The sequence below is a fragment of the Coprobacillus sp. genome (assembly GCF_984815275.1).
Genome location: NZ_CFJNYH010000011.1, coordinates 55,528 through 72,932, shown reverse-complemented (window position 1 = coordinate 72,932; position 17,405 = coordinate 55,528). Strand labels below are relative to the sequence as shown.

Here is a 17,405-nt window from a genome sequence, read left to right as displayed (position 1 = left end):
TTATATTTCATACTTTTTCACAATTTACTACTTGACTTTAATATAGTTGTCTTTCTTTAGAAAGAAATGCCCTTTATTCAAGGGCATTCCTATTACCAAGCACCTATAAGTTTACCAATGAAATTAAAGATAATACCAATTAAGTTAAAATCAGTTTCAGGGAAACTACTTCCAGATAGCCCAACACTCTTCATAATAGGATAAATAATTGCAGGTCCTACAGCAATTAAAACCCCAGCAATAAATGCCCCAATAATACATCCTTTCCAACCACCTGTTGCATTACCAAAAACTCCAGCAGTGGCACCAATAAAGAAGTAAGGAATAGCTACTGGAATGATCACTGTTGTTCCCATTGCAATCATGATTAACATACATAACAATCCAGCAATATAAGCTGAGATAAATCCCATAACTGTAGCCGTTGGTGCATAAGGAAACACAACAGGACAGTCTAATGCAAGTTTTGCTCCAGGAATAAATTTCTCAGAGACACCTACGAATGCAGGAACAATTTCGCCTAAGAATAAACGAACACCAGTAATAATGACATAAAGTCCACCAGTAAATGTTAATGTTTGCATTAATGGATAAATCAACCAATGTTGACTACCTGAAAGAACTTCAACAGCACCTTGTCCAGCAGCAATAGCAGCAACATAATAGAAAATACCAACTGATAATGAAACAGAAACTATGTAATCTTTAAAGATTGATAACCAGCCAGGTAACTCAATAGACTCTGTGCTCTTTTTGGGATTACCAACTTTACCACCAATCCAACCTGACAGAGCATAAGCAATTGAACAATAATGACCAATCGCAATATCTTCACTACCTGTAACTTTATTCATATATTTTTGAGCAATAGCAGGATAGATACATGAAGCCAATCCCAGAATAATAGCACCAATTCCAATTGCCATAACATCAGATAAACCTAAAGCTTTTAATAAGATTGCTAATAAGGCAGCTAAGAATAAACTATGTCCTCCAGTTAAAAAGATATATTTAAATCTTGTGAATCTTGCAATAATCAGGTTACATACAAATCCTAAAACCATAATTAATGCAATAACCATTGGGAATAATGTTTGTGCCTGAGCAGTAATCGCTTCAGAAATAGGTGTAACCCCTTCTAACCCAAAACCACTCGCAAACAATGATTGAAATCCATTCAAAGCTCCTTGTGCAGCAGAAGAACCTATCCCAAAAATCAAGAATCCAACAATTGTTTTAATCGTTCCCGAAATAACTTGAGCAGCAGATTTCTTTTGAATCAATAATCCAATAAGTGCCATCAATCCAACAAGTAACGATGCTTCCCCTAATAAATCATAAACAACAAACTCTAGTATAAACATATTCTTTCCTCCTCTTCCTAATTATTTTCAGCAAAATACTTTTTGAGTTCGCTCTCAATATAATCAACATCCATGATATCTTTAACTCCAATAACATAGGCTGATGAACCTTTAAATTCATCAACTAAGTCATCCATTGTAATAATAATATCTGTCTTCTGTTGACCTGCAAAACCACTAAATGCATCATGTGTAACGTCTAATGGAAAATTATTTTTCATAATTAATTTATCAACTTTGATTTTTAACATCAAAGAGCTCCCCATCCCTGTACGACACATAATTAATGCTGTTTTTCTAGCCATTTTTTATTCTCCTTTCACATTTGTTTCATTTTCTTTGATATATTTGATCAATTGTTCAGCTTCAGTTGCACGAGACAAGATATTCATAAACTCTTTTCTCTCCAAAAATTCTGCAAGGTCTGATAATGCAACCAAATGCGAAGTTGAATCAATTGTAGCCAGTGTAAAAACAAATCTAACAGGATCATTATTGGCGTTGCCAAATTCTACAGGTGTTTTTAATCTCACCAATGACATTCCAGTACGTAAGACTCCTTGATTATTCGTTGCATGTGCAAGGGCTACACCTTTGGTAATGACAATATAAGGTCCATATTCCTTGACACTATGTATTGATGCCTGAATATAATCATCTGTTATATATTCTTGTTCAGCCAATATCTTACCCGAGGCACGAATGGCTTCCTGCCAATCTGGAACATCAATATTCAATTGAATTGTTTGATCCGTTAATAATTCACTAAGCATTTTATATTCCCCCATTGTTCTTTCTAAACTATTTTCATTAGGTTTTATTTTTTGATACAGTTCAGTTAATTCATTAATTAATTTAGAATCGTCTTTATCTTTCATATAGTGATCCATTAAGATAGATAATTCTTTTGTAATTGAATCTTCTTGATTAATAATTTCAAATCCCAATTCAGATAACTTCTTTCTAATGTTATTGTTATCCTCATCTGTAAGTATTGGATGAACTCTCACATGTGGAACTATTGATTCTAATGGAACTGTTGTAATAATGAGATCAATTGGATACTTTCCTAAATAGTACTGTAACTGATGTAAAGCAGTACAAGCTTGAATTTTTAATTTAAAGTATCTATTTAATGATGAAACGACCAGTTCTGAGGTTCCTAATCCTGTTGAACAGACCACTAATATATTAGGAATTTCTTTAGATTTTTGACTTCTTCGATTAATAGCAGCAGCAAAGTGAAGAAGAACATAAGTCATTTCATCATCATTAAATCGAATATAACCTTGATCTTGTGTATCATTAATAAACAGTGATAAAATCTGATACAGATTGGGATAACTTTCAATCAAATCCTCTTTTAAAGGATTCTCAATAACCATATCATTCTTATAACGATAACGACATGCTCTTAAATGTTGAATAAGTCCATCTAACAATCGTTTATCTTGTTTTAAATCAACCTTCAAGATATTTCCCACATGAATAATCATATTAATTGCGTAGTACTCTACAAGTGCATGACTACCAACATCATCTTCATTTAAATAACTTGATTTCCCGCCTAAATGGATAGCGACATAGATAATTTCTGTTTCTGGGAGTTTTAATTCAAACTGTCTATTGATTTCATGGACGATTTCACTAGCCATTTGGTAAGGGAGTGGATCAATATCTGTATAATGAGATGCTTCATGACTTTCTGAAATATGATGACTTTGATAACGTTTAATTGATAAAGCAATATGAATACTTAATCCTTCAAAAGCGATATCAGTTAACCAAATACCATATTTCTTTTCAGCTTTTGTCACAATTGTTTTAATGGTTTCAACATCTATATCTTTAAACCATTCTATAAAAATAAAATCTTTATAATGATCTAATTTTGTAGAAGAACGAATAAGTTCACTTAAATAAGCACGTCTTTGTTTTTCAGTAGCATCAATATAAATGCCTTTTCCTTTTAAAGAAACAAGTGGAATATGTCTTTTATGACACCATTTTTTAATTTCAATAAAATCACTATTGATTGTCCCTCGACTTACAAAATATTTATCAGCAAATTGCTGAATTGTCATCTTATCAGTTGCCCAACATAAGTCATAAAGAATCATAATCATTCTTTCTTCTGAAGAAATCTTAATTTCATAATAATCATTATCCATCTCTTCTAATCTTAAATCTTGAATTTCATCTTGATTAATCATAAGATGTGCAATGTTATTTTTGATCATTAATCCCTGGTGTTGTAACTTTGTTGAAATATAGTCCGCAATAACATCTAAATCATATCGAATTGTTCTTTCACCAACATTAAATTTTTGAGCACTTGTTCCAATATGGATAGAACCATCATTCACAAGTGTATTGAGCATGTGCTTTTGTCGTATGTTCATATTTATCCTTCCTACCTCAATTATTTACTTTTGAGACTTTTTATTCAAGTTCAACATTTTTCAACAATTTTTTTGAAAAAATAGACTTATGTTTCCTATTCTATCACAACTTGGAATGTGGATAATAACATATCACCTATTGTTTTAACCAAAAACTTTTTGATAGTCTTTTATAAACTTTTCTACACCAATATCAGTTAATGGATGTTGTATCATTTGCATAATGATTTGATATGGTACAGTTGCAATATCAGCACCTAATCTTGCACATTCTATAACGTGTATAGGATGACGTATGCTAGCACAGATGACCTCAGTTTCAAATCCATATTGATTAAAAATCTGCATAATATCTGCCACCAAATCAATTCCCGATGCTGAAATATCATCCAATCTTCCTAAGAATGGCGATACATAAGTTGCTCCAGCAATGGCTGCTAATAAAGCCTGTGTGGCACTAAAGACAAGAGTCACATTTGTTGAAATACCCTCTTGTGATAAGATTTTAACTGCTTTTAAACCTTCTTCACACATTGGTATCTTCACAACCATATTCTTATGAATCTTAGCAATCTCTCTTGCCTCAATAACCATATCTTCAGCTTGGGTTGTTGTTGCTTTGACTTCACCACTAATAGGTCCATCTACAATCTCTGTAATCTCTTTAATCACTTCTTTAAAATCTCTTCCTTCTTTAGCAATCAATGATGGATTGGTTGTTACCCCACAAATGACACCTAAATCATTTGCTTTTTGAATTTCTTCTATGTTTGCAGTATCAATAAATAATTTCATAACTCTCCTCCTATCTTCTATATTTATTATCTAATCTCTTTTCATATTCTACAAGTTCAGTCTTTTTCAAGATTTTTTTGAAAAAATTGAACTCATTTTAATAAAAAAAAACAGAATGATTTCTATCATTCTGATCTTTTTAACAATAATATTCCTATCAATACAATGCCACTTCCCATAACCATACCAACAATATATATCAAATTGGGTATCGTTTTCATAAATCTATCAATAACTGATAAAATGCTACAAATAAGAAAACCAAATAAGAAACACAACTGTGAACATCTTTTCATCTATTCTTTATTCATAAAAGATTCTATTCCTGCAGTAATGATTGCTACAACTGGGAAGATAATCCACCCTGGATGCCACCATCCTTGAGTAAATCCCATGACCAAATAAATCATTGCTGCTAAAGGCATTGTCATAGCATATAGACTCTTTTCCTCTTTCTTTTGTTCTGTTATATATTTCCTGTTTTGAACAAGAAAACGATACATTCCATCTTTAATACCTTGATAGATAAATATAAAAACAGATATCGCAACACAAACAAATAAGATCATACCAGATAGATATTCATTCTTTACATATTCTTCAACAAACACTGTCATAGCAACTGCAAATATAATAAAGAAAACACCAAATGCTATAGACATCCCAAATTTTGATTTAAAATTCATGTACTGATTTTGTATATCCTGCAAATCATTAAAACTCATATTAATTTCTTTTTTCTCAAGCTCTGAATACCCTTCACATGACATACCCGTTATGATTAAAACCCCAACTGCCAATGCAACAATCAACAGCATAATCATTGTCCCTATCATTTCATACTGCTTATCACTCATAAGAATTGGAAAAATAACAGAAAGAATAATCGCTGATACTGCTCCCCCAATACGTAATCCAAAATGTCTCTTGAAATTCATATACTCTTTTATTTTTTGACTATTCATAAAATATTTTGATTCCGCTCTTTGATCATCTGGAACAGATTCATGACTATCTTTAATTAAATAATCAATAGTCACACCAAACAAGTCACTAATTAAAATGAGTTTATCCATTTCTGGATACCCTGCACCTGATTCCCACTTACTGACTGCCTGTCTAGAAACATGAAGTTTTTCTGCCAATGCTTCTTGTGACAATCCTTTTTCTTTTCTTAAACTTTGTAATTTCATTCCGAAATCCATATATCCTCACCTCACATATATCTTATAAAATATCGTTTGTATTCTCTACCAACATCAACTTGCTTTTTGTCAACGTTAGGTTGCAAATGCTATTTTTTAAGCTAGCAACCTTATTTTAACATATTTTATTATTAAAAATATGAAAAATGTGTTAAAGTATTAATTGGTGATAAAAATGATAAAGGAATTTCAAAAATTATTAAAAGAAAAGAATTTAAGCTATTATATTGTCCCTACTGATGATGATCATCAATCAGAAACAGTTGGAGACCATTTCCAATCACGTGCCTATTTAAGTGGCTTTACAGGGAGTGCTGGTATTTTGTTAGTGAAACAAGATGCTGCTTACTTATGGACAGATGGAAGATACTTCATTCAAGCTGCAAAACAACTTGAAGAGGGAATTACACTTATGAAGATGTCACAAAAAGGTGTCCCAACTCTGTTAGAGTTTTTAAGTCAGGATGTGCAACCTCATGACATCATTGCATTTGATGGTCAAACAATGAATGCACAATTTGTTTTAGATTTAGAAGAAGTGTTAGAAGATGTTGAACATGATATCGAATGTATAGATCTTTTAGATGAATTCTGGACTCAGCGTCCTGCTATGTCTTGTCAAAAAGCATACATCTATGATTTGAAGTACAATGGTTTATCTGCTCATGAGAAAATTGAAATTATTCAAGAGTACATGAAAGAAAACAATTGCACATCTCATATTGTCACTCCATTGGATGATATTGCTTGGATATTTAATCTTCGTGGTGGGGACATTCCTTGTTCTCCAACCGCCCTTGCTTTTGCATTAATTACACTTGATCAATCTTATCTTTATTTACAAAAAGAAGCATATGATCAATCTATGGTTGATGCTTACTTACAAGAACAGGTTATTATTAAGGATTATTATCAAATCTATCAAGATGTTATGAAATTAGAAGGTTCTGTATTATTAAATACTCAGCAGATCAATTACGAATTATTTAATTTGATTTCATGTGATATTGTTAATGGTATGAATCCTTCACAAGCTTTTAAAGCTATTAAAAATGATGTAGAGATTGAGAATACAAAAAATGCCCATATTAAAGATGGTGTTGCTATGACGAAATTCATGTATTGGTTAAAAAAGAATTATGGTAAAATTCCAATGGATGAAATCAGTATTTCAGATAAAGTGGCAGAATTGAGACAACAACAGGATTTATTTGTAGATTTGAGTTTTACAACAATTTGTGCATTTAATAAAAATGCAGCATTAATGCATTACCACGCTACACAAGAAGATCATTCAAAAGTTGAAGGTAATGGTTTCTTACTTATTGATAGTGGTGGGCAATATTTAGATGGGACAACTGATATTACAAGAACTTATGCATTAGGTCATATTTCTCCAATTCAAAAGAAACATTTTACAATGGTCTTGCAAGGCATGTTAGCATTACAGAATGCTCATTTCCTTTATGGAGCAACTGGCATTAGTTTAGATATTCTAGCAAGAACACCTATGTGGGAAGAAGATATTGATTATCAATGTGGTACTGGACATGGGGTTGGACATTTCTTAAATGTTCATGAAGGACCTCAGGGTATTCGTCCTCGCCCTCGCTTACAAGGCGAAGAATGTAAACTAGAAGCAGGTATGATTGTGACTGATGAACCTGGTATTTATTTAGAAGGACAATATGGTATCCGTATTGAAAATGAGTTGTTATGCGTTGATGGAGTAGAAAATGAATATGGTCAATTCATGCATTTTGATGTTTTGACTGTTGCTCCTATTGATTTAGATGCTATTGATGTTGAGATATTAACATATAAAGAAAAGAAATGGTTAAATGACTATCATCAACAAGTTTACAACAAAGTCTCTCCTTTCTTAAGTGAAGAAGAGAAAATATGGTTAAAAGAGTATACAAAAGAAATTTAGCAGATAAAAATCTGCTTTTTTCATGCAACCAAATATAACATAACTTGTTAATGGTGATTGGTGGATAAACATGAAAAGAAGAGTATACTTAAAACTATAGGGAGGTATGAAAAATATGATAAGTAAGAATTTAATGTTTCTAAGAAATGCACATCATTTTACACTAGAATATGTCGCAGAAAAAATAGGTGTTTCTAGACAAGCTGTTGCAAAGTGGGAAAATGGGGAGTCTATACCAGACTTAATGAATTCTATGGCACTTGCCAATCTTTATGGTGTCACTATTGATGATTTGGTACACCACGATCATGATAAAAAGGGATATGCTGTTCCACCTGTTGGCAAACATATCTTTGGAAATGTCACTGTTGGGGAACGTGGTCAAATTGTTATTCCTAAAAAAGCAAGAGATATCTTTGATTTTCAACCAGGTGAGAACTTAATTATTTTAGGTGATGAAGAACAAGGTGGTCTAGCTCTTGTGAAAAGTAGTACATTTATGAAGATGGCTGAAGATATTCTTGCTATGGGAGGTATCCAAAATGATAGCAATCAAGACAAATCATCTTTGTAAAAGTTATAAAAATTGTGATGCTGTTAAAAATTTGAATTTAGAAATTCAAGATGGTGAACTTTATTCCTTATTAGGTGTCAATGGTGCAGGAAAAACAACAACAATTAAAATGTTATCATGTTTGACTCAGCCAACGCAAGGATGTGCAACTATCTATGGATTTGACTTAATCAAAGATGCCCAAAATATTAAACAAATCATTAATGTTTCACCCCAAGAAACAGCTATTGCACCTATGTTAAGTGTTAAAGAAAATCTTGAGTTTATTTGTGAAATCTATGGTTTTTGTCAAAATCAAGCACAACAAAAAACTGTAGAAATTATGAAAGATTTACAATTATCACAAATAGCTAATCAAAGAGCTGGAACATTGTCAGGTGGATGGCAAAGACGCTTATCTATTGCAATGGCTTTGATTAGTGAACCTAAAATTCTCTTTTTAGATGAACCCACATTAGGTCTTGATGTGATTGCAAGAAGAGAGTTATGGGATTTTATCAAAAAACTAAAACAAAAGATGACGATTATTTTAACGACTCATTATTTAGAAGAAGCTGAAAACTTGAGTGATCATATTGGAATTATGAACCAAGGACAATTCATTATATCAGGAAGCGTAAAAGAATTATTGAAACAGGCAAATACTGATAATTTTGAGGATGCATTTATTCAATTGAGCCATCAGGAGGCACTATTATGAAAACTCTTATTTTTGCTAAACGTAATATGAAAGAAATTTCTCGGGATTTATTAAGTTTGTTTTTTGGAGTCGCTTTCCCAATTTTATTATTGTTATTATTAACACTTATTCAATCAAATATCCCTGGAGATGCTGGTCCATTTGCTATTGAGAAGTTAGCTCCTGGTATTGCTATCTTTAGTCTTTCCTTTGTATCACTTTTTTCTGGTTTATTAATTTCTAAAGATCGCTACAGTTCTTTTATGTTAAGATTAAAAAGTTCACCAATGAAAGCAAGTGATTTTATTTTTGGTTATATCTTGCCATTAATTCCTATGGCAATCATCCAAACAACTGTTTGCTTTCTATGTGCACTATGTTTAGGTTTAAAGGCTGATATATCAATTATTTATGCAATACTTGCATCACTTCCTGCTGCTCTTCTTTTTATAGGAATGGGGATTTTATGTGGCTCACTATTTAATGAAAAACAAGTTGGTGGTGCTTGTGGAGCTTTATTAACAAATATAAGTGCTTGGCTATCAGGAATATGGTTTGATGTTGCACTTGTTGGGGGATGGTTTGAAACAATAGCAAATGCTTTACCTTTTGTACATGCTGTCAATGTTGGAAGATTTATTATTGCTCATGATTATACACAGGTTTTCCCTGAACTCTTATGGGTAATAGGTTATACAATTGTTATTATTGGAGTATCAATATATATCTTTATGAAGAAAGTGAATCATTAAAGTAAAAAGTATGATCATGAGTTGTTTCTTAATGAAACATATTCATATCATACTTTTTTGTTTCTAACTGATTGAAAAAATCATCTGCCCATTTCTTCATCATTTCTGATGATTTCAAATGCAAGCTTCTTATGAACTTTGTTATAAAATAAATACCTAAAACAATCATTATTCCTGCGACTAAACATAACAGCCTATTTTCAATTGCTGTTAAAGTATCTAATATAACCAATGATGCATTTAAAGCACTGACTGCATTTATAATCTGTTTAAATTTATATTCTGGTAAAAAGAATCCCATGTACCCTAAAAACATAACGACAAAACCAGCATATTGCTGAGGAATTAAATATTGAAAGAAAATAAAAAAGATTATAATTCCAACTAAAGTTCCTACAAATCGATGTTTTATTCTTGTTAATGTTTCAGTAAATTCTAATTGCGTTAATGACATAACTACAATACTTATCCACAATGGCTTACTTATCTCAAATAAGCTTCCAATTAACATAGCTAGAGAGACTCCGAATGACATTCTTAAAAGATAACTTCGATTGACCTGACAGCGTAATATTTGCTGTCTCACCCTTATTTTACCACCATAACCATGACGATACCAATTCAAAACAACACAGCCACCAACAAATATTCCTCCAACAATACCAGCTGTAGCTCGCATTGGAAATTGACTCCAAGAAACAACAGTTGATTGACTAAAAACAAAACAAAGCAAAAAAGTAATATTGGTTTGATATTCAAGTGGTTCATTAGCCAAAAGTATAATTAAAGATAAAAAGATAAAATTACATCCAAAGGCTAACCACGGATTGACAGCACTTAACTGAGCTACAAACGTGCTTCCACCATACAATATGACAATAATCCAAAACATTGTCCATGGCTTTATATCAAGATTACACATTGGCAGCATCGTAAAACCAACACTAATAGCAACACCAAGCAGTGTATTTTCAACACCAAATAAAGTCTGAAATACGATAATAAAAGCTAAACTAATGAGAAAGCGAAAAGCATTATGAATAATCTTCCATAGAAGACTTTCTTTATTAATGAAACTCATTTTTATCATCCTTTCTATAATACTTGATTTTCAAAGTCTAATCTATTATGATAATAATATAGTAAATTATTATAGATAGTAAACTTTTATTTACTATTATATTCAAGTTATTCAGAATGTCAATAGGCATTCATATGGGAGGACACTATGAATAATACACTACATAAAAACATTATCCACATCTTACCACATTGGCATTATAAAGTAGAAAGAAGCATTAAACAAAATCAAAAACATAAAAATATGAGTTATGAAACTTATTTTTGTTTACTTATTTTAGAAAAAGATGGTCTTATGAAGATGAGTGAAATCGCTAAAAGATTACGCTTAAGCAAACAACATGCCACACAAATGATAGATAAACTTTATCAATATGAGCTCATTGAAAGACAAGATGATCCTAATGATCGTCGCAGTATTCTTATATGTATTAATAAAAATGGTCAACAATTTCTTAAAGAAAACCCTCTAGATACAACACCTTTACAAGAACAAATTCAACAACATCTTACCCCTCAAGAACAAGAAGAGTTTAATCAATCGATTGCAACCTTATTAAGATTACTTAAAAAATGGGATTAAAAAATTCAAGATTACTAATGTATTCTTGAATCAATCTTGTTTATTCTTCCTTATTTTTCTTTTCATTCATATATTTTTGAATATAGTCAAGAGTCCTATTTATTCTCTTCTTCACAGAACGTTCATGCATAAAATGAACTAATTTTCCTTTTGATGCACCTTTTGCAACATATTCTTCTTTATAAACAACTGTGAAATTTTCATCATCTTCTTGACGAATCTTATATGAAATAGTTGTTACACCATTATCACTTGTCACTTTCAGGCAATATTCATTTGGAACATCATATTTTACAATTTTAGCCTTAGCAATTGTTTCTTTTTTATTCATGATTTTCTTTTTATAAGAATATCCTTCTTTTAATTTTTCTTCTGCTATAGTTTTACCAGTTGAAGATAATATATCTTCTTTAATCCCCTCTATTAGAACATCAAAAAATTCTTTACATTTTCCATACATTTGTCTTTCTATTTGCATAATTTATACCTCATCTTTCCCTCATTAAATTCAAACTTTCTCATAAATTATTTCATTTTCCTTATTTATAATAATACGCTATTTTTATAAATAATCAATGTTAAGTACCCTAGCAAAATAGTTAACTGATTGAATAAAAGAAACCTCGATGACTTCCTTTTAAATTTGCAATATTCGAATTTTATCTAAAATGTCGATTCATTCCAATTTACATAACAATCCAACACTTGTTGCCCAATCACTTCATTTTTTCCTTCAATCTGATCAATTACAATCCTAGCAGCTTCAAGCCCTTCTTCAAAAGCTGGCTGAACAATAGTTGTAATACTAGGTGATGAGAAATTCACCCATTCCATATTATCAAAACCCATGAGTCCAAGTTGTGGCATATGTTTACGATGATATTTTAAAGCAATAAATACTGTTGGTAAAGCCCAGCAATTAGGCACAAACACTAATGTTTTTTTGTTTAAATCTAGCCGCTCATCAATAAAGTCAGCAATGACTTCTGGTTTCACCTGATCATTTTCAATAATCAATGTCTCATAATCTTTTTCATGGTCTGCTAAAGCATCTACAAAACCACTTGTTCTTTCTAATCTTGTACTAATTAATTGAGGATCAGCAGTAATCATATAGTATTTTTCATAACCTTTCTCAATACATCTGACTGTTGCATCATAAGTTGCTTCATAGTTATTTGTTTTGACCCACTTTGTTTTCATATCATACAATTTACTATCAAAGAAAACCATAGGTTTCCCTAAACTCTCTAATCTCTTTGATATCTTTCTAAATTGAGCAGTTGGTTGAATAATAAAGCCATCCACTCCCATTGATAACATTCTTTCTACATAGTTTTCTTCTCTTTGATGATTATAATCACTATTCCCTACAATAATCTGATATCCATTACGACTTGCTTCAGACTCTATACCTTTGACAATCTGATTAGAAAACGAATTTGTAATATCACCAATTAATATTCCTATTAATTTACTATTCTTAGAATTTAAACTTCTGGCGACAATACTTGGACAATAATTTGTTTCTCTTATTACCTGTTCAATTCTTTGTTTTGTTTCTTCAGACATTTTTTCTGTTTTTCCATTCAAATAGAAAGAAACAGTTGTTTTTGACGTTCCAGCCATTTCAGCAATATCTTTAATTGTGATTTTGCTTTTTTTCATCTCAATTACCTCTCTTTGAAGTTCATGTTATTATTTTAACACAACCAATCTATTTAGTAAACGTGTTTACTAAAGGGTTTTCATTGATTATAGCCATAAACTTCTATTTGTGTTATAGCAGCAAATACGGCCTTCTCATCAGCCTTTTTAAATTGATAAAATCTTATCCATTCGACATCTTCTTCATCAACAGAAAATGTTTGCACATGGGATACTTTTTGTAATGAAAAATGAGAACAATGATGATTTGAATATTCTAAACTGATATTTTGGAAATAACTATCATGAGGGAAATCCGCTCTTAAATAAATATGAATATCCTGAACATTCACCTTTCTTCCAAAATGAATTGTCAATGTTGCTTGAGGATTCTGCTGATAACTCCATGATGTAAAAGGCCAACGTCCATGTTCTGTATTAAAGGTTAGTCCATCAATAACATTTTTAGGCTGAAATACTGGTGATAATGAACAATCTTCTGAAGAAGTCGCATGTGGATAAACATTTAGTAAGTAAACTTGATCACTGGTATTTAGTGCTAAGTTCTGATAGGCATTGATTTGCTGATAACTTGCCTTTGATACTCTGATAAGATGTTTCTTGTTATAAAAAGCTTTGTAACTATAAGATTTTCTTTCATTTCCACAAGGAATAAAATATTGGAATATTCCTTCTTTGATATAAATCATAGATGATATTATTGCATCATCTACCTGTACATTTAAATAAACTGGGACTTGATCAGGATAAATACATATATGATCTCCTTCTACATATTCATTATTATAAAATAATATCAATTCATTTTCTCCATTTAATAACGCTTTCACTTGATCTTGATTTTTAATTTCTATCTTCATTCAATCTCTCCTTTATAGAAAAAGAAAGACATTAGTCTTTCTTATAAACTGGGTAATCAACAAAAGTTATATTATTCATTGCAACACCCTCTGTTTCAAATACAATAATTTGATTCATTCCTTTTTTTAATAATGGTCCTGGCAAGTATAGATATTCAATAGGTCCTCTTGACCAATATCTTCCTAAATGGAATCCATTGATAAAGATACATCCTTTACCTAATTGATGACAATCAATAAATGTATCTTGACATTCATCAACATTGAAAACAAATTCATAGAATGAAGGTGTATTTTCTTGCCAACCTTTATCAAAGTTAATATTTTCAATATTATTTAATGGTAAAGGATATTGTTGCCAATCTGTTTCAAAATGGATATCAACCATCACTCCAGAACGAATTCCTTTCTTTTGAGTTGGTGATAACAATTTATAACCATAGTTCACTCTACCCATATTCTCTACTAAAATAGAAAGTTCATTTGATTCAGCAAAATAGACTGGGAATTCTTTACCAATTTCTTCTTGATTTTGTGTGATAATATGTTCTCCATCCTTATAAACTTGAATACGATCACTTGCTTCTATGACTTTAACTTTTTCTTCTTGATGAAATCCTTTGACTTGTGTCTTATACAACACATATCCATATCCTTCCCCTAATTGTTCTAAAGTTTGAGGAAAAACACTTCTTTGACATTCTGATATATCTTCTAATGTTTCAAATAATGATACTTTTCTATTGAGTGGAATAGTTCCATAAGATTTTTTCTCTCGCATACGTGGTTCCATTTGCTGAATATCGGGAAACAATTCTTTCATTACTTTTTTAACACATTGATATTTTTCAGTTATGTCTCCTGCTTCAGTTAATAAAGCATCATAGTCATAAGATGTTACTTGTGGTAAATCTTTTTGTCCACGAGCTGAACATCCATTCATAAAACCAAAGTTTGTACCACCATGAAACATATAAAGATTGATACTCCCACGTGTTAGTAATTCCTTAACACAATTTGCCAAGTCTTGTGCATCTCTTGTGATAATTTCTTCACCCCAGCGATTGAACCAACCATCCCAAAATTCCATTGACATGAGTGGCCATTTCTTTTGATGATTTGCCATAAATTGTTCAAGGACATCTAGATTTTCATGAGAATGTGAACCAAAGTTTGCAGTGACAAGTACATCATCATCAATAAGACTTCCTGATTCTAATGCTTGTTGCCATGAGCCATCCGATGTAAACAATGGAACTTCTACACCTAAATCTAACATGATTTTCTTTAACTTTTTTAAATAAGTTTTATTATTAGAAAAAGATCCAAATTCATTTTCTACCTGCATCATAATAATAGGTCCACCCTGTGTTGATTGTAAAGATGTTAACATTGGTAAAAGAACTTCATAATAGTTTTTAACTTTTTCTAAATATCGAGGACAATCACTTCTTAAATGAAGATTATCATACGTTAATAACCAAGCAGGTAATCCCCCAAACTCCCACTCAGCACAAATATATGGAGATGGTCTCACAATCACCATCAATTCCATTTCTTGTGCTTTTTTAATAAATGAGACAACATCTTTAATACCCTGAAAATCAAATTCTCCCTCTTTAGGTTCATGTAAGTTCCAAGGTATATATGTTTCTACAGTATTAAAGCCTAGAGCTTTTAAATTATATAAACTATCTTCCCAATGTTTGGGAACAATTCTAAAATAATGAATCGCACCAGACAATATTTTTATGGGTTTCCCATCAACAATAAATTCATCCTTAATTTCAAATGTTTTCATATTCTCTCCTACCAGCATGTTTCCCACTCTGGATTTAATAAACGATAGATGGCTTCCATATAGAAGTAATCACCCCATAGGTTTTCTTCATCAACACCTTTATTTTCTGCATAAGCATAGACTCCATGTTTCAATAAACCTTCATAATCTTCATCACTTTGTGAAGTATAATTTGTTGACAAAGCATACAACATCCCTTCAGCAATCATTTTCGCATCACTACGATATCCTATTTTTTCTACTTCTAATAAACCACATGCTGCAATGGCAAGTGCTGAACTGTCTTTTGGTTCATGACTGGTATCATCAAAACATAAATCCCAATAAGGAACTAAGTCTTGAGGAATTTTATCAATAAAATATTCAAAAACAAATTCCCACTTCTTTTGATCATGGCTTCCCTGTATGATTCTTTCATGTAATGGGATTCCCAAAATAGCCCAAGCCTGTCCTCTTGCCCAACATGATTGATCGCTAAATCCCTGATGTGTTGCTCCATGATCAGGCTTTCCTGTTTCAGCATCAAAATAGAATGTATGATATGTTGATGCATCTTGACGAATAATATTGTTGATAACCTGCTGATAATGAGCATCAGCTTTTTGAGCATATTTCATATTTCCTGTAATTTTGCTAGCTTCATAAAGTAATGGTAAATTCATTAATGAATCTATAATCAAACGATATTCTTTGGGATCACCCAATTGTCCCCATGCTTGAATAAATTGTCCTTTTTCCTGAAATCTATCCAATAGTTTATTAGCAGCTATAATAATCGGTTTCTCAAGACTCTGATCATGAGTATCACGATAAATCATAACAAGTGATGGACTATAGAGAAAACCAATATCATGATGATCTAAGACAAAATGATTATTTAATCTTTGTTCAAAACTTTTGATATTTTCTTGAATAATGGCATAAAATTTCTCATTTTTTGTATATTGGTATGCCATCCATAACATACCTGTCCAAAAACCATTGGTCCAATCATCATTTGCCTTGAGACGATACTGATGATTGGTTGTACATGCTGATGGAAATTGATGTTGAAAACGTTCAATATTCTTTAATAGTTTCTCACAAATCCAATTCATTTCTTTTTGTAAAAATTTGCTATCTACATGCTGACTATATTGTTTATATTCCTGTATTATTTTCTCGTTCATTTGATCTCCTTTTGAAAAAGGCAATCATTTACATGTTTGCCTTTCATTGTTTAAAAGAAATTTTCAATACTGACATCTGGTTCATCTGGAACCATTTGAGCAGTCACTTTAATTCCTGATTGAAGTAATTTTTCAACAGCTGCTTTTTCATCTTCTGTCATACTAATTGACTTTTTATATTGAGTTGTTCCAGGGCGATTTGACATATTTCCAATATTCACTGGTAATAAATTAATCCCTGCTTCCATCATTTTCACTAAAATAACTGGTGATTTTACAACTAACATCACTCTTTGTCCAGCGTAATTCCCATTTTTAATGTTTGCAAGTGCTTTTTCAAATTGTAAAATTGAAGTATTTACTCCAGCAGGTGCAGCCATTCTTAATATTGATTTTTCTGTTTCATTCACAGCAACAGCGTCATCAATAATCATAATACGATTGACTTTTAATCCTGTTGCCCAACGTGTTGCCACTTGACCATGAATTAAGCGATCATCTACTCTAATGTGTACAAATCCTTCCATTTTCTCTTTCCTC

At 31.4% G+C, this 17,405-nt stretch carries 17 protein-coding genes; 5 read left to right on the top strand and 12 right to left on the bottom strand.

Going from position 1 to position 17,405, the window contains the following annotated elements; genetic code table 11:
• Positions 1-92: 92 nt before the first annotated feature.
• The 5 genes from ulaA to AC5M21_RS05830 all read right to left on the bottom strand — a co-directional run bounded on the left by ulaA (position 93) and on the right by AC5M21_RS05830 (position 5,766).
• The gene (gene ulaA / locus AC5M21_RS05850; protein ID WP_008787221.1) at positions 93-1,364 is read right to left on the bottom strand and encodes a PTS ascorbate transporter subunit IIC; all 1,272 of its coding nucleotides are present in this window, start codon (positions 1,362-1,364) and stop codon (positions 93-95) included.
• 17 nt (positions 1,365-1,381) lie between these two features.
• Positions 1,382-1,669, bottom strand: coding sequence for a PTS sugar transporter subunit IIB (locus AC5M21_RS05845; RefSeq protein ID WP_008787220.1), 288 nt, complete (start codon positions 1,667-1,669; stop codon positions 1,382-1,384).
• A gap of 3 nt (positions 1,670-1,672) precedes the next feature.
• Entirely contained in the window at positions 1,673-3,766 is a 2,094-nt protein-coding gene (locus AC5M21_RS05840; protein ID WP_008787219.1) for a BglG family transcription antiterminator, read from the bottom strand.
• A 144-nt stretch (positions 3,767-3,910) separates the two neighbouring features.
• The gene (fsa, locus tag AC5M21_RS05835) at positions 3,911-4,561 is read right to left on the bottom strand and encodes a fructose-6-phosphate aldolase (protein ID WP_054325670.1); all 651 of its coding nucleotides are present in this window, start codon (positions 4,559-4,561) and stop codon (positions 3,911-3,913) included.
• A gap of 296 nt (positions 4,562-4,857) precedes the next feature.
• Complete coding sequence (locus tag AC5M21_RS05830; RefSeq protein ID WP_008787216.1) at positions 4,858-5,766, bottom strand: helix-turn-helix domain-containing protein; 909 nt, start codon at positions 5,764-5,766, stop codon at positions 4,858-4,860.
• Between the two features lie 175 nt (positions 5,767-5,941).
• Here AC5M21_RS05830 and AC5M21_RS05825 point away from each other — a divergent pair, with 175 nt between their 5' ends.
• The 4 genes from AC5M21_RS05825 to AC5M21_RS05810 all read left to right on the top strand — a co-directional run bounded on the left by AC5M21_RS05825 (position 5,942) and on the right by AC5M21_RS05810 (position 9,704).
• A complete protein-coding gene (locus tag AC5M21_RS05825) occupies positions 5,942-7,699 on the top strand; it encodes an aminopeptidase P family protein (protein ID WP_017143947.1) in 1,758 nt (585 codons plus the stop codon).
• A 115-nt stretch (positions 7,700-7,814) separates the two neighbouring features.
• The gene (locus tag AC5M21_RS05820) at positions 7,815-8,273 is read left to right on the top strand and encodes a helix-turn-helix domain-containing protein (RefSeq protein WP_017143948.1); all 459 of its coding nucleotides are present in this window, start codon (positions 7,815-7,817) and stop codon (positions 8,271-8,273) included.
• Entirely contained in the window at positions 8,242-8,973 is a 732-nt protein-coding gene (locus AC5M21_RS05815; RefSeq protein WP_008787213.1) for an ABC transporter ATP-binding protein, read from the top strand. The genes AC5M21_RS05820 and AC5M21_RS05815 overlap by 32 nt, the downstream gene beginning before the upstream one ends.
• Positions 8,970-9,704 (top strand): ABC transporter permease, encoded by a 735-nt coding sequence (locus AC5M21_RS05810; RefSeq protein ID WP_008787212.1) that lies wholly within the window; start codon positions 8,970-8,972, stop codon positions 9,702-9,704. The genes AC5M21_RS05815 and AC5M21_RS05810 overlap by 4 nt, the downstream gene beginning before the upstream one ends.
• 28 nt (positions 9,705-9,732) lie before the next feature.
• Here AC5M21_RS05810 and AC5M21_RS05805 read toward each other — a convergent pair whose 3' ends face one another.
• Positions 9,733-10,785, bottom strand: a complete 1,053-nt coding sequence (locus tag AC5M21_RS05805) for an FUSC family protein (RefSeq protein ID WP_008787211.1) — start codon at positions 10,783-10,785, stop codon at positions 9,733-9,735.
• A gap of 147 nt (positions 10,786-10,932) precedes the next feature.
• On the opposite strand from AC5M21_RS05805, the gene AC5M21_RS05800 reads away from it, so the two are divergent.
• Positions 10,933-11,367, top strand: coding sequence for a MarR family winged helix-turn-helix transcriptional regulator (locus tag AC5M21_RS05800; RefSeq protein ID WP_008787210.1), 435 nt, complete (start codon positions 10,933-10,935; stop codon positions 11,365-11,367).
• Positions 11,368-11,407: 40 nt separating this feature from the next.
• Here AC5M21_RS05800 and AC5M21_RS05795 read toward each other — a convergent pair whose 3' ends face one another.
• The 6 genes from AC5M21_RS05795 to AC5M21_RS05770 form a co-directional block, all read right to left on the bottom strand.
• A complete protein-coding gene (locus AC5M21_RS05795; protein ID WP_008787209.1) occupies positions 11,408-11,845 on the bottom strand; it encodes a DUF3284 domain-containing protein in 438 nt (145 codons plus the stop codon).
• A 185-nt stretch (positions 11,846-12,030) separates the two neighbouring features.
• On the bottom strand, positions 12,031-13,035 hold the full coding sequence (locus AC5M21_RS05790; protein WP_008787208.1) for a LacI family DNA-binding transcriptional regulator: 1,005 nt from the start codon (positions 13,033-13,035) through the stop codon (positions 12,031-12,033).
• 80 nt (positions 13,036-13,115) lie between these two features.
• Entirely contained in the window at positions 13,116-13,895 is a 780-nt protein-coding gene (locus tag AC5M21_RS05785; RefSeq protein ID WP_008787207.1) for a hypothetical protein, read from the bottom strand.
• Positions 13,896-13,926: 31 nt separating this feature from the next.
• On the bottom strand, positions 13,927-15,696 hold the full coding sequence (locus AC5M21_RS05780; RefSeq protein ID WP_008787206.1) for a glycoside hydrolase family 35 protein: 1,770 nt from the start codon (positions 15,694-15,696) through the stop codon (positions 13,927-13,929).
• 8 nt (positions 15,697-15,704) lie between these two features.
• Positions 15,705-16,865 (bottom strand): glycoside hydrolase family 88 protein, encoded by a 1,161-nt coding sequence (locus tag AC5M21_RS05775; protein ID WP_008787205.1) that lies wholly within the window; start codon positions 16,863-16,865, stop codon positions 15,705-15,707.
• Between the two features lie 50 nt (positions 16,866-16,915).
• Positions 16,916-17,392 carry a PTS sugar transporter subunit IIB gene (locus tag AC5M21_RS05770; protein ID WP_008787204.1) on the bottom strand — a complete coding sequence of 159 codons (477 nt, stop codon included), beginning with the start codon at positions 17,390-17,392 and terminating at the stop codon, positions 16,916-16,918.
• Positions 17,393-17,405 lie beyond the last annotated feature (13 nt).

Excerpts from the sequence above, each read along its gene's own strand:
- AC5M21_RS05780 (WP_008787206.1), bottom strand. The coding sequence starts at position 15,696 with ATGAAAACATTTGAAATTAAGGATGAATTTATTGTTGATGGGAAACCC.
- ulaA (WP_008787221.1), bottom strand. The coding sequence starts at position 1,364 with ATGTTTATACTAGAGTTTGTTGTTTATGATTTATTAGGGGAAGCATCG.
- AC5M21_RS05830 (WP_008787216.1), bottom strand. The coding sequence starts at position 5,766 with ATGGATTTCGGAATGAAATTACAAAGTTTAAGAAAAGAAAAAGGATTG.
- AC5M21_RS05810 (WP_008787212.1), top strand. The coding sequence starts at position 8,970 with ATGAAAACTCTTATTTTTGCTAAACGTAATATGAAAGAAATTTCTCGG.
- AC5M21_RS05800 (WP_008787210.1), top strand. The coding sequence starts at position 10,933 with ATGAATAATACACTACATAAAAACATTATCCACATCTTACCACATTGG.
- AC5M21_RS05840 (WP_008787219.1), bottom strand. The coding sequence starts at position 3,766 with ATGAACATACGACAAAAGCACATGCTCAATACACTTGTGAATGATGGT.
- AC5M21_RS05845 (WP_008787220.1), bottom strand. The coding sequence starts at position 1,669 with ATGGCTAGAAAAACAGCATTAATTATGTGTCGTACAGGGATGGGGAGC.
- AC5M21_RS05805 (WP_008787211.1), bottom strand. The coding sequence starts at position 10,785 with ATGAGTTTCATTAATAAAGAAAGTCTTCTATGGAAGATTATTCATAAT.
- AC5M21_RS05815 (WP_008787213.1), top strand. The coding sequence starts at position 8,242 with ATGATAGCAATCAAGACAAATCATCTTTGTAAAAGTTATAAAAATTGT.
- AC5M21_RS05820 (WP_017143948.1), top strand. The coding sequence starts at position 7,815 with ATGATAAGTAAGAATTTAATGTTTCTAAGAAATGCACATCATTTTACA.
- fsa (WP_054325670.1), bottom strand. The coding sequence starts at position 4,561 with ATGAAATTATTTATTGATACTGCAAACATAGAAGAAATTCAAAAAGCA.
- AC5M21_RS05825 (WP_017143947.1), top strand. The coding sequence starts at position 5,942 with ATGATAAAGGAATTTCAAAAATTATTAAAAGAAAAGAATTTAAGCTAT.
- AC5M21_RS05790 (WP_008787208.1), bottom strand. The coding sequence starts at position 13,035 with ATGAAAAAAAGCAAAATCACAATTAAAGATATTGCTGAAATGGCTGGA.
- AC5M21_RS05795 (WP_008787209.1), bottom strand. The coding sequence starts at position 11,845 with ATGCAAATAGAAAGACAAATGTATGGAAAATGTAAAGAATTTTTTGAT.
- AC5M21_RS05785 (WP_008787207.1), bottom strand. The coding sequence starts at position 13,895 with ATGAAGATAGAAATTAAAAATCAAGATCAAGTGAAAGCGTTATTAAAT.
- AC5M21_RS05770 (WP_008787204.1), bottom strand. The coding sequence starts at position 17,392 with ATGGAAGGATTTGTACACATTAGAGTAGATGATCGCTTAATTCATGGT.
- AC5M21_RS05775 (WP_008787205.1), bottom strand. The coding sequence starts at position 16,865 with ATGAACGAGAAAATAATACAGGAATATAAACAATATAGTCAGCATGTA.